Source organism: Flavobacterium fryxellicola, assembly GCF_900143245.1.
GTDB classification, from domain to species: domain Bacteria; phylum Bacteroidota; class Bacteroidia; order Flavobacteriales; family Flavobacteriaceae; genus Flavobacterium; species Flavobacterium fryxellicola.
In genome coordinates this window covers 70,266-82,171 of the sequence record NZ_FRDK01000009.1, presented here as the reverse complement: position 1 = coordinate 82,171, position 11,906 = coordinate 70,266, and the positions used below count along the sequence as shown (strand labels likewise).

General features: G+C 34.3%; 15 protein-coding genes and 1 pseudogene. 9 read left to right on the top strand and 7 right to left on the bottom strand.

Features of this window, described 5'->3' with window-relative positions:
- Positions 1 to 5: 5 nt before the first annotated feature.
- Positions 6 to 266 carry a hypothetical protein gene (locus BUA03_RS12840; protein WP_066082761.1) on the top strand — a complete coding sequence of 87 codons (261 nt, stop codon included), beginning with the start codon at positions 6 to 8 and terminating at the stop codon, positions 264 to 266.
- Positions 256 to 429 (top strand): hypothetical protein, encoded by a 174-nt coding sequence (locus BUA03_RS16720; protein ID WP_169807450.1) that lies wholly within the window; start codon positions 256 to 258, stop codon positions 427 to 429. The genes BUA03_RS12840 and BUA03_RS16720 overlap by 11 nt, the downstream gene beginning before the upstream one ends.
- Positions 430 to 488: 59 nt before the next feature.
- On the opposite strand, the gene BUA03_RS12835 is transcribed toward BUA03_RS16720, so the two are convergent.
- Positions 489 to 923, bottom strand: coding sequence for a DUF6943 family protein (locus BUA03_RS12835; protein WP_066082763.1), 435 nt, complete (start codon positions 921 to 923; stop codon positions 489 to 491).
- A gap of 1,293 nt (positions 924 to 2,216) precedes the next feature.
- Here BUA03_RS12835 and BUA03_RS12830 point away from each other — a divergent pair.
- The 3 genes from BUA03_RS12830 to BUA03_RS12820 all read left to right on the top strand — a co-directional run bounded on the left by BUA03_RS12830 (position 2,217) and on the right by BUA03_RS12820 (position 5,014).
- Positions 2,217 to 2,660 (top strand): hypothetical protein, encoded by a 444-nt coding sequence (locus tag BUA03_RS12830; RefSeq protein WP_066082764.1) that lies wholly within the window; start codon positions 2,217 to 2,219, stop codon positions 2,658 to 2,660.
- Positions 2,661 to 2,798: 138 nt separating this feature from the next.
- On the top strand, positions 2,799 to 3,926 hold the full coding sequence (locus BUA03_RS12825; protein ID WP_066082766.1) for a GTPase: 1,128 nt from the start codon (positions 2,799 to 2,801) through the stop codon (positions 3,924 to 3,926).
- The gene (locus BUA03_RS12820) at positions 3,926 to 5,014 is read left to right on the top strand and encodes a GTPase domain-containing protein (protein ID WP_066082767.1); all 1,089 of its coding nucleotides are present in this window, start codon (positions 3,926 to 3,928) and stop codon (positions 5,012 to 5,014) included. The genes BUA03_RS12825 and BUA03_RS12820 overlap by 1 nt, the downstream gene beginning before the upstream one ends.
- 102 nt (positions 5,015 to 5,116) lie before the next feature.
- On the opposite strand, the gene BUA03_RS12815 is transcribed toward BUA03_RS12820, so the two are convergent.
- Positions 5,117 to 5,242, bottom strand: coding sequence for a WYL domain-containing protein (locus tag BUA03_RS12815; protein WP_262489223.1), 126 nt, complete (start codon positions 5,240 to 5,242; stop codon positions 5,117 to 5,119).
- Positions 5,243 to 5,367: 125 nt separating this feature from the next.
- Between BUA03_RS12815 and BUA03_RS12810 the strand changes: the two genes are divergently transcribed.
- The 4 genes and pseudogenes from BUA03_RS12810 to BUA03_RS17140 all read left to right on the top strand — a co-directional run bounded on the left by BUA03_RS12810 (position 5,368) and on the right by BUA03_RS17140 (position 8,652).
- Positions 5,368 to 6,267 (top strand): helix-turn-helix transcriptional regulator, encoded by a 900-nt coding sequence (locus BUA03_RS12810; protein WP_066082769.1) that lies wholly within the window; start codon positions 5,368 to 5,370, stop codon positions 6,265 to 6,267.
- Positions 6,264 to 6,740, top strand: coding sequence for an exonuclease domain-containing protein (locus BUA03_RS12805; RefSeq protein WP_066082770.1), 477 nt, complete (start codon positions 6,264 to 6,266; stop codon positions 6,738 to 6,740). The genes BUA03_RS12810 and BUA03_RS12805 overlap by 4 nt, the downstream gene beginning before the upstream one ends.
- A gap of 199 nt (positions 6,741 to 6,939) precedes the next feature.
- Positions 6,940 to 7,479: pseudogene (locus tag BUA03_RS16985) on the top strand (DnaA ATPase domain-containing protein); the annotation flags it as partial.
- Positions 7,480 to 7,740: 261 nt separating this feature from the next.
- Complete coding sequence (locus BUA03_RS17140; RefSeq protein ID WP_317041108.1) at positions 7,741 to 8,652, top strand: hypothetical protein; 912 nt, start codon at positions 7,741 to 7,743, stop codon at positions 8,650 to 8,652.
- A 429-nt stretch (positions 8,653 to 9,081) separates the two neighbouring features.
- Here the strand turns inward: BUA03_RS17140 and BUA03_RS12790 are convergent, their stop codons facing one another.
- The 5 genes from BUA03_RS12790 to BUA03_RS12775 all read right to left on the bottom strand — a co-directional run bounded on the left by BUA03_RS12790 (position 9,082) and on the right by BUA03_RS12775 (position 11,690).
- The gene (locus tag BUA03_RS12790) at positions 9,082 to 9,744 is read right to left on the bottom strand and encodes a helix-turn-helix transcriptional regulator (protein ID WP_066082774.1); all 663 of its coding nucleotides are present in this window, start codon (positions 9,742 to 9,744) and stop codon (positions 9,082 to 9,084) included.
- A gap of 10 nt (positions 9,745 to 9,754) precedes the next feature.
- A complete protein-coding gene (locus BUA03_RS16715; protein WP_157492214.1) occupies positions 9,755 to 9,910 on the bottom strand; it encodes a hypothetical protein in 156 nt (51 codons plus the stop codon).
- A gap of 117 nt (positions 9,911 to 10,027) precedes the next feature.
- Positions 10,028 to 10,945 carry an IS3 family transposase gene (locus tag BUA03_RS12785; protein ID WP_262489222.1) on the bottom strand — a complete coding sequence of 306 codons (918 nt, stop codon included), beginning with the start codon at positions 10,943 to 10,945 and terminating at the stop codon, positions 10,028 to 10,030.
- Entirely contained in the window at positions 10,924 to 11,235 is a 312-nt protein-coding gene (locus tag BUA03_RS12780) for a transposase (RefSeq protein WP_066082776.1), read from the bottom strand. The genes BUA03_RS12785 and BUA03_RS12780 overlap by 22 nt, the downstream gene beginning before the upstream one ends.
- A gap of 53 nt (positions 11,236 to 11,288) precedes the next feature.
- Positions 11,289 to 11,690 carry a hypothetical protein gene (locus BUA03_RS12775; protein WP_066082778.1) on the bottom strand — a complete coding sequence of 134 codons (402 nt, stop codon included), beginning with the start codon at positions 11,688 to 11,690 and terminating at the stop codon, positions 11,289 to 11,291.
- Between the last annotated feature and the right edge of the window lie 216 nt (positions 11,691 to 11,906).

The window sequence follows — 11,906 nt, the reverse complement described above, 5'->3', positions numbered from 1 at the left end:
GTACTATGAAATTAGTTGAAAGAGCAAAATCGCCCACTCCTAAATTTTTTAGGATTTTGAGAGCCATTGGATTGGCTTTGTTGGCCATAAGCGGAAGTGTGATTGCGGCGCCGGTTGTTTTGCCTGTTGCTGTGGTAAGTATTGCAGGATATATAGCTGTTGCTGGAGGGGTGATTTCTGCTGTCAGTCAGGTTACAGTTGAAGAAGCAGCCCTGTTGAAGGCAGAACAAGAAATAATTCCAAAATCTAGAAGCGATGGAGACTAATCTTACTTTAAAATCAGGCACCATTTTAGGAACTTTGTTGAGTATTGCACCCAATATCCTTTCTAAAGATATTCTAAAAACTATTATCTTAGCCATTGTTGGAGCGATAGTTAGTTTTCTGGTTTCACTTCTTTTAAAGCGGTTGACCAAAAATAAAAAATAGAGATTCAGTTTTTGTGTGGTAACCTTTACTGAATTTTATAAGAAAGCCTAATCGCGAGATTAGGCTTTTTTTGTTTCGTGGCAGTACCTAGATAAAATACATTTTTTTAGTTCATTTATCAGTGTGATATTTCTCTTCAAATGTTGTTTTTGCTGCTCCAATTCTTTAATGGCATGTATGTCTTTTTTGTGCTGCTCGAAATCGGTTAGCATTTTAGTTACTTTGTGGTCAAATTCGGATTGGAAGCATTTAATTCGAATAAAAGGAATAACAGAACCTATTAGGTGCTGGTGCCAAAATCTCATTTGCCAAAGGCTGTAAGCCAGCCAGTACATCATTTCGGCATCTTCTTCGGATGCAAAAATAACCACATAACTATTTGCAAACGGCTCTTTTTGGGGCTTGCCGCTGTTGATTCCTTTGTTCAGAATAAAGATTTGGTTTCCCCTGTAAATGGTGTCCTTTTGATAGGTTTTGACGATAAAATTTGGCATACTTTCGGAATTTAGATTAGGTACCTTGCTGCGCTCGGCACTTAAATATTTTTAAAAGAAAAAGAAAAAAAAGAAAGTCGTCTGAGAAGTGGAGGTTTCAAAAGAAGACCAGTTTTTTTGAAAAAATACTACCCCAGACTGCTGGTAAAATAAAACCTCATCGCTATAACAAAATGGGAATTAAAAATCTAAGGGTGGAGATTTTTTCAAAAACCCGTAGGGCTTGAACTTGACTTTTTGAAACCGGAGCTTACCTTTACTTTTTTTTTTATTTTTTTCTTGGTAGTACTATTCGTTTACGTTAGGACTCTACTCTGCGGATTGTATTACTGAAAACAGCAATCCAACACCCCCAAGCACCGCAGAGAATAATGATAGTAGCGATAGCGGAAATTATTATTATCGAGGAGCGCAGTAGCGGGGTTGCGGCAATCGAACAGCCACCCTAGACGCGAGAGTTAAGTGGAGGAACGTAGCGAAATGAAGCGGGTATGAGCGTGAAACGGCGGGGAAAAAATAAAAGACTCCCGCCTTTTTTTGGCGGGAAACTTTGATTTAGGGCAAAGTGCCGTTTTTCACGGAACGGAGCCAACCCCGATAGCTGTGCGAAGGAGCAACCGCTGAAACAACGGAGGGCTATAACTGGAATATGGCTGGAATGTAGTGGAGCGCCCTACGACTGCGCTCAGGGTGACAAAACAAAACTGCTATAGAAGCAAATTGGAGGTAAGTAAAAGTAAAAGTGTGGCGGCGTAACGAAATGAAGCGGTATTGCGGTTATGGTAGCCCGACCGAACGCAGGAAGTGACCGTGTGGAGATGAGGAACGGAACGGCGCAAAAAAAATAGCTGTCCCGCCTTTACTTTTAGCGGGACTGCTATTTTTTTAGTGCTGTGTAGTGTCTGTGGAACGGAGGGAAACTAATACTGTTGCTTATGGAAAAAGTATACTCATAGTACCTTAAAAGATGTTATTCAACTATATGGTTGACCGACTGGAACTGCCGAACGGAACAAAGGAAACGACCGTAGGGAGACCGCTTGATTGCCCGTGATGTTTGGAATGAAAATGTTGTTTTAAATACTATTCATTCTTAATTTCAATTTTTATAATTACTCACTACTCGTAGGATTCATTAAATTTTACGTTTTTAAAAGTGCTCTATATTTCTGTAGCTGAATGGCTTAAGTAGAATGATTAATTTTTATTGTACTTATTTTAATTAGAATGAGGAAAGCCGTAAAGCTCTATGTTTTTATTGTGATATTTTTGAAGAAACAACCTTCATTCTCAATGATAGATTCGCAGCGACCTTACAGACGTACAGAAATCGATAAGATTTTCACTAGAACCAAAGCCTCCATGCAACAAGCAGCTCTGATAAGAGGCGGCGATGGAATTGCACTTTATATTGATATTTACACGGGTAAAACACTTCGAGGCGGCGATTCTTACGATTATGAACACGTTAGATCTTCTGAGGCCGTGTATACCCAATACAAATCAGTATTAACGGACGAGCAAATAGCTTTGGTGGTTAACTGCCCCGAAAATGTTGCTGTTACGCTAAGATGCATCAATCAATCGAAAGGCAGACGAAAAATGGAAGACTGGTTGTCTAACCCTGTCAATGTAACTACGAATGGTATTGATTTAAAATTGACTTTATCTAATTTGAAAAAAGCAGATGACGGGATTGAGAGGATAGTTAGGGAGATTTTAGCAATCAGGATTTAAAGAAATAATATGTTTTATAACTGACATTAAATGGCAGAATAGATAGATAGTTTTACAGAATAACAATAAATTAATCCTAATTTAAGAGCTTAAAAAGGGTAATCAAAAAACACAAGAACTTTAATTAAATTCCAAATTATGTTTTCAGAAAAAGAATTAAACGAAAAATTTAGTAAAGAATATGCTAAATTAGAAAAAGAAATTGATAAGCCAAATATTTTAATTATAGGCGGAACGGGAGTAGGAAAAAGTTCTTTAATCAATAAAATATTTGGTAAAGAAGTTTCGAAAGTCAGTAATGTAAAACCAGAAACTAGAGGTATCAATACATATACTCACAAAGATGTTGTTTTATTAGATACTGAAGGGTTCGAGTTAGGTAGTGACAAAAATACAATTTTTGAAGAAAAAATAATAGCTGAAATTGAGAAAAGAAAAAAAGGTGATGAAAAAAATCAAATACACCTGATATGGCATTTGATTTCGGCGAGCTCAGAAAGAGTAACAGACTATGATGTGAATTTATTCAACAAGCTAGAAAGTTTTGGCTTACCTGCTGCTGTTGTGTTTACCAAATCAGACATAGCGAATCAGGACAGCATGAATAATATGGTGAAAAGATTATATCCGCATATGGATTTTGATAGCGCCTTTAGTAATAATGAAATACCTCCCTTTTTTGTATGTTCTACTGAAGATGATGAAATGTTAAGTCCGCTAAATTTAGTGAATTGGTCAATAAGTAAATTGCCAGATGCATTAAAATATGCATTCACTGCATCTCAAATATTAAATTGTGAAGCTAAATTTGATCAAGCTAAATCGATTATTAATCAGCACACTATGGGTAATGTTGTAGTAGGGTTTAGCCCAATACCATTTTCTGATGCTCCAATTTTAATAGCAAGCCAGATAGGAATGCTTACTAGGATTATAAGATTATATAATTTGGCAGAGATTAATATGGGAAGTTTTATGTCAACTACGGGTGCAGGTTTAGTTATAAGCAATTTAGGCAAATCGGCAGTAGGGTCACTTTTAAAGTTTATTCCAGTTATCGGTACTGCAATAGGAGGGGCAATAAATGCGGCGGTAGCAGGCACAATAACTTTTGCTATGGGAACAGCAATGAATGTTTTGATGAGGAAAATTACTATAGATTATTTGAATGGGGATATGAAGCGAGTTCAATCTGACATATCTAATTTTTCAGAAATGTTTAAAAATCAATTTAATGAAGAGTTTAAGAAAAAAAACAATAAATAATGGAAGGATATAATTTAGCTATAATCGGAAAATCTGGTGTAGGTAAAAGTTCTCTTTTAAATTATTTATTTAACAAAGAATTAGCCGTGACAGGAAGTGGAAAACCGGTAACAAAACAAGGTTTTCATATTTTTAGTGATTCAATTGCTGGAAAAAAAGTAAATATTTATGATTCTTGGGGAATGGAACCTGGAAAAACAGATATTTGGTTGAAAGATTTTAACGATTTCCTTAAAGATAAAAAATCGTTAAATATAAAAGAATGGATTCATACAGTTGTATTTTGTTTGTCAGCTGAGGGTAAAAGGATAGAGGATTTTGAAAAAAAAATATTTGCTCAAATTAAAGCGGAACATCTTAATCCAATTATAGTTATTACTAAAGCAGATTTAGATAAAGATAATAGCTTCTACGAAGCTGTTAAGCGCGAGTTTATGACGGATCAAATAATTGAAATTTGCAGTGTTAAAAAACAATTTGGTCTAGGCTTTAATAAAAAAGTTTCAGAACGATACGGGAATGATAATCTAATTAAGGCGATAATTGATAATGGGTCAAAATCTTTTAAAAATAGGTTTATTTTAATTAAAAATCAATTTGTCAAACAAAGAGCTAATGAAGGTGTATCTATAATGATGCCAAAGGTGGAAATAATAATAGATGCAAACAAAGAATCTTCAAATTTGTTAGGAAATATTAAAGATAGTACGGTTAAATCCATTCTTGAAAAAACCCATAAATTAGTACAGAGTTATGATAAAGAAACTGCTACAAGAATAGAGAAATTATTGCAAGAAGCTAATCTGTTTTATTCAAATCACTTTTTGTTTGTGATGGGAGATATTTCACAGAAAAGATTTAAAATGGATAATGAAGATAAGAGTTCTTTTTTACTGCTGCCGCCATTGTTATCTATGGGTGGAGTACTAGGGTCTATAGGAATAATAACTTTATTTAGTGCCCTTTTAGGGCCTTTAGGACTACTAATTTCAATTTTTATAAATAAGGGAATTAGCAAAGAGAACTTATTAGATAAAATTGAAATTTCAATTAATGAGCACTACAACATTATTCCTAAAAGTGTGTAAGTAAAAAATCAAAAAAACAGTAGTAAACTTTTGCTTACTACTGTTTAATAATTGTTCTTTTATTTTTAATTAATTCTAATCTTCTATGTGGAGTTGGCGTGATTAATAATTCTCAAACGCTTTCCTCAACTCCTCCCGAATTTCCGCCGCCAACCAACTCGGCTCTACAACTTTTACCAAACTCCCATATTTCAAAACCTGTTGTCTAAATTCAAAATTAGGATGAATACGTAATTTAATAGCGGCAGATTATTTTAGTTGAGAGTAACAAATTCACGGTTTTGATTAGAGTGGTTTACTCCGTCATATATTGGCAGACGAATAATTTATCTTTGAAAATAAAATTTAAAACTATGTCTAAATTAATCTATTTTAAAAGGTATTTGTACGTTATTGAACGCTTGAGAGGCAACCCTTGTAGTTTTATCGAATTACATGAATACGTGATGCGTAAATTGGAACAGGATGATATTGACACTGCTTTTGAATATGCAATACGTACTTTTGAACGAGACAAGAAAGACATTGAAACGCTTTTTGGAATTGTCATTCAGTACAACCGAAAAGATAAAACCTACTTTATTGATGAAGATGTAATAGAAGATCAGTCAGTAGTACGAATGATTGATGCCTTCTCAATTCATCAGGCCTTGCAAGAAGGTAATAAACTTTCACCAAGTGTGTTCTTAGAAAAGAGAAAATCGTTAGGGACTGAGCATATTCATGGAATTATTCATGCGATACAAAATCTTCATTTTTTAAAATTCACACATCAGAAACATTGGGATGATTTTAGTACCCAACGCGCGGTTAAACCCATTGCCTTAAAAGAATCGCAACAAAGATGGTATTTGGTCGGTATGGATAAAAAGGACGATACAATAAAAACCTTTGGATTGGACCGGATCTCCAATCTAAAAATTATCGATACCAAGTTCAAACCCATTCCTTATAATGTCGAAAAGGAGTTTCAACACGCCTTTGGGGTAGAAACGTATGCTACTTCCGAAAAAGTGGTTTTGCAGTTTTCCAATAAACAGGGCAACTACATAAAAACCTTTCCGTTGCACGAATCCCAGCGTATTGTAGAAGAAACCGGGGACATTGTCATACTGGAAATTTACATTCACACCACTAATGACATTGTTATGGAACTCTTGAAATATGGAAGCGACGTAAAAGTTTTGTCCCCTAATAGTTTAATTGCAACCATAAAAGAAAGAATTGCGCAAATGGAAAGTTTATATAAATGAAAAACTTTACAGCCATAGATTTTGAGACTGCAACTGGTTATAGAAATAGCATTTGTCAAATTGGACTTGTACAAGTGAAAAACGGAATCATAATTAATGAAATTAACATTTTAGTTCAACCACCCGATAATTATTACTGGAATCGTTTTACCGACATTCACGGGATTGCAGCCATAGATACTAAAACCGCACCAACCTTCGACCACATTTGGCACAAGATAGTTCCATTTATAGATAATCAGAATCTAATAGCACACAATGGATTTGGCTTTGATTTCCCAGTTTTGAAAAAAACGCTTCAGCATTATAATTTACCAACTCCAAGCTATAATAAATTTTGTAATTATAAGATATATAAGACAAACTTAGCTAACTTGTGTAATGAAAATAAGATTGCGCTCAATCATCATGATGCTTTGAGTGATGCCAGGGCTTGTGCAAAATTGTATTTAAAATATGTAAATAAAATATAAATGGAATCATTCATAAAATCAAACAGTTAATTGAAGATCTAGAGTCCATAATAACTTAATTAAGAATTAATTATCAAAACGACACTCACTCCCGAGTGTAGTTTTTTTATTAAAAAAAATTACTCCGCCGCACTCTGGCATTATGCTCAGCTAAGTTTGCTTAACAATATGGTTTTGATGATAACCACAACAAAAAAGCATGATGGCAAAATCCAGAAAGGAAAAGGAGGTATTTAATACTGGCGATTTACAAATAGATTCACAACTCAATGAAAAATACAACTTTGATGATTTTATCATAGGCGATTCCAATCAAAGTGCACGTTCGGCAGGATTTTTTGTTTCTTGTAAACAGGGAGAAAAATTATTTAATCCGTTGTTTATTTACGGTGAAAGCGGTTTAGGAAAAACTCATCTGGCACACGCCATTGGCAATGAAACAAAAAAGCGATTTCCAGAGAAAAACGTCTTGTGTATTACTACTGATTATTTCTGTCAGCAATATAAGAATTCAGTCGAAAACAACTGCGAGGATAATTTTATCACTTGGTTTGAGTTAGTTGATGTTTTAATTCTGGAGGACATTCAATTGCTGTCGGGATAAACGGATGTTCAGGAGATAATTCTTGGCAGTCTTGATTCTTTTTGCCAGAAAGAAAAGCAAATCATCATAACATCTGACCGAGAGCTAAACGAGTTACAGGGCATTAATCCGCAATTATTGTCCCGTTTCAAAAGAGGTTTGATTGTAGCATTAGACCGTCCGGATTATACAACCAGATTGGCGGTATTGGAACAATTAACTTCCCGCAGCACTGTTGTGCTGTCGGAAAAAATCATAGCTTGTATTGCCCAAAACGTAAAATCGAATATAAGAGAAGTCGAATTATGTTTTAATCTTCTGATTACCGAAGCACAGCTCCATAAAAAAGAGATAACTCTTGATTTTACTATAAAAGTTGTCCGAGATTTAGATACTTTAGTTCGTAAACTGTCGACAATGAATTTACGCGATGGTTATAATAAGAGAATCAAAATAATAGGTCTGGGTAGTGAGGGTTGTAATATTGTAAATTACCTATATAATCATCGAACTGGCGGAGTTGATTTTATCGTATGCGACTCAGACGAAGAGATTATCGATAGTAGTACGGTTCCAAACAAAATCAGATTAAAAGATCAAGTTGCCGTGGATATGGCGCAGCCTTTAGATTTAAGGGTTAATGCTCTTTATGATGCGATAGTGGGTAGTGATACTGAAGTGGTGTTGATACTTATTGAAACAGCAGAAACAACGAAAGCTTTAATTGCATCTGTTATAGCCCAATTGGCAAAGGAAAGAGGGGTTCTTTCGGTAGGCCTTGTTTCGATCCCGTTATTTACTGAAGAAAAGGAAAATCTGTTAGACATTGAAAAATTATGCAGACAGTTTGACGCGTTAGTGGTGATCGACAATAATAAGTCAAAGGAACCCAAAACTATTCCTGATTCTGAAAGCGATTTGCCACAAATAAATATGGCTTTCGCAACCGTTATGAAAGGAATTATGGCAATCGTATTAGCTGTGCAATTTGACAAAAAAGACATTAAAACCGTTTTATGTAATAATAACTCCATATTCGTTGGATTCTCCGTAGCATCTGGTAAAGACAGGGCTAAAAAGGCAGTTAACTCCGCTTTAAGATCTCCATATTTAAGGGAAAACAAAATAGCAAATGCCAAAAACATTTTGTTGCTTGTCACAAGTGATGCGATTGATATTACAATTGATGAAATTGGAGAAATCAATGAGTACCTTCAAGCAGAAGCGGGATATAATGCTAGTATAACCATGGCAGTTAGTGAAGATGAGAACCTTGGCAAGTCCATTTCGATTGCAATTCTAGCTTCGGGATTTGATGTTTCTGAATAATTTTGAAGTGTCGATAAAAATATTGTGAAAAAGTAAATTATTAAGTAATTGTTTTACGGGAATTTAGTTTTTATTTTTTTTACCTTGTTGTTGAATTTAGGCAGACTAGATTATGATTAATCAGGAATGCCGCTGTTTTGCGTTTACAAAGCAGTCCTTTTTGATTTATAAAGGGCACGAGCGATATACTCGTACTAGCGAAGGGCATTTTTAATTTATATCTTTAAATTTTTTTCATTTTCTAGAACCCATTCATTATTTTTAGATGTGATTTTAATAGTTTCATTTGTAATGAATTAATTGACTTTGAGGTTATATTTGACCGATTATTAACTTCTAAAAACAAATCTCTAACTTCAATTATACCCCACCCAAGTTCATCTTGTCGAGAAAAATATATACATAAATCTCTACTAGTTTCCGGATAGCCTAAACGATATGTTCCATTTCCTCCTGCAGTAGCAAAAATTGGTTTGCTTTCTCCTTTTTTAATTCCTTGAACAGATCTTGACACAGTCTGAATCTCATTTTCAAATCAGTGATTCTGTCAAAACCAAAGTTTTTTACGCTTCCATCTTTCACATCTTGTGCAATAAGGTACCAGCGGCGTTCCGATTCCTTTATGGCTATTGGTTTTACCCTGCGTTGACTGATTTCCATGTCCCAAAACTTCATATGGGTGAATGAAATCATGAAGCGGTTTTGTATTGCATAAAGTATTCCGTTTATTAAATGGGTTCCGGCAACTTTCCTTTTTTCTAGATAAATACTCGTTGATAATTTATTTCCTTCTTTTAGTACCTGATGAATAGAAAGGGCTTCAATCATTCGTGATACTGAAGGATCTACAATCTCTTGATCAATACTATATACTTTGGCTTTGCGATTGTATTGAATAAGGATACCAAACAAGTCAAAAATGTCTTTTTTGTCTCTGTCAAAAGTACGTGAAGAGTAATCAAAATTATTCCCTAAATCATCATTTTTGAGTTTTGCCAACACATGTTTATGTAAATCCCGAAAACTACTGGGTACTATTGTTAATCGATCGATGATGTATAAATACCTTTTGTAAAAACCTACTTTGGCCATGATTTATTTTTTATAGTGTTGCTAAAGTAGCTTGATAGTCAGACAAAACGTGACGATTTAATTTTATTCTTCCTTGAATCAGTTCTTCAATTTCGTTAGTATTAATGCCATAAAGACCAAGAATGTCGATGGTTTTCTTTATGTTTGATTTCAAATGTTTTTTCACATAGTACAGTTCAAATTCCAATTTGTTGAAATCGATTTCTTCTTCGGTAAATCCTTTATGCTCCAGCTGTTTTGACCCCTATAAAACAAGAGTATTATTCTAAATTTCGATTTTTAATTACGCTGTTAATTTTTTCATCATTATTAAGTGTTTATCAGAGTTCCATTTTTCCATAGGAGTTATTCTTCCTAAGAGTCCATGAAGCCTTATATTATTATAAAAGTTTACAAAACGCTTTAATATTTGCTGGATTTCTCCAAAAGTGCGATAATCGAATCTAGCAAACACTTCTTTCTTTAAAATACCATGATATGCCTCTATATGAGCGTTTTCTTCGGGTGTCGCGACATGTGTAAATTCCTGTTGTACACCTATTAAACCTAGATATTCACGCACGCTTTTAGCTATAAATTGACTGCCGTTATCACTTCTAATCACGACATTTTCAGGATATTGATATTCTTCAAAGAGTTGCGAAAGTAAGTCTATAACGTGGTTTTGTTTTATAGTAAAAGAAAAATAATCTTTTAAAATTCTTCGTGTGTGAACATCAATTATAGATAGTAAATAAGCATTTTTACCAACACTTGGCACCCATACCATCTTAATATCCATCTCTAAACATTGCATTGGTCTAGAGGTATAAACCTTTCTAAATTTCACAAACTTACGACCAGAACCACTTCTATTAATTCTGTTTTCTAGCTTTAGTAAACCTTCTTCTTTCATGATTCGATATAGTTTTTTATGATTTAAAGTATATCCATCTCTTTTTAAGTAGCTGGTCATTAGACGATAACCACAATCTATAAATTCGTTTTTTAATATTTTCTTAATGGAATTTGCCACCACTGGCTGTTCGACAAAACCTTTGGTTTGATGAAAAGTTGTTAGTGTAGGAGCATTTCCTTTTTTGCCAAGACTAGGTTCCTTGTAATAACTACTAGCCACTATACCTACCATCTTTATGATTTTAGCTTTGCTACACTTATGTTTCTCGTAAGTATCATTTACTAAATCTTTCTTGGATCGGATGTCCCAAACTTTTTTTTTAAAAGCTCCTTTTGTATTTCCAACTCAATTTCTCTGTCGCTTAACAGCTTACGTAGAATACGATTCTCTTCCACGACCTCTTTATGTTCTTTAGACTTAGTGTCATAAGTAACTTTTAAGCCAGCTTCTCCTTTGTGATCATGCTTCTTTTTCCAGTTATATAAAGTGCCTGTACTAACACCATATTTGCGGCAAGCCTCAACAATACCAATTTCTTCTGAACTAGCTAAGATTTCTAGCTTCTGATCTAAAGTCCATTTCTTGTATTTCATGTTTCAAATATATAAGTTTGAAATTTAAAATAACACTCCGAACTTATCGGGGGCTAAAATACCAGCTGCAGTAAATGCAATTCGGAATAATTTATGGGTAAGTTGATACTTCTTAAAATACTGTCGTTTTCAAAAAAAGTTGTTTTTGCTTTAATGGAGGTCACGCCAATTTTAAATTCGTCATCATGGATAAAACATTGCAGCTGCAGGTCTTTCCAGTTTTTGATGATTTCCCTGAAATAATACAAGCCTAAAGAAGCTTTTGCCGTGCCGCTAGTTTCACACTTTAACTCTAATCTCACTCCGGGAATCACTAACGTTAGCAAGCCGTCCGTAATGGTCAGTTCTATGGTAGTGTATATGGTCCATTTAGTGGCGGGGCCTAATGTTTTGGTGATCTTTTTTAGCTCATTCAACAATTTGGATTTCCTGATTCTGAAGCTGGCTTGGTTCATTATAAAAATGTATGTTGCTTATTTCTGCCTTTATATAAATTTGACATTAACGTAAAGTGATTATATTTAGTAAATCAAGAAATCCGAAGTCAGGAGACTTCGGAGAACAGGGAGCAGGCTAGATGATGAATTATATAGTAATTCAGAAGTTTTGTGTTAACTAAGTAGCCTTTTTTGATTGATTGGATACACGAGCGAGACGCTCGCTCCAACAGG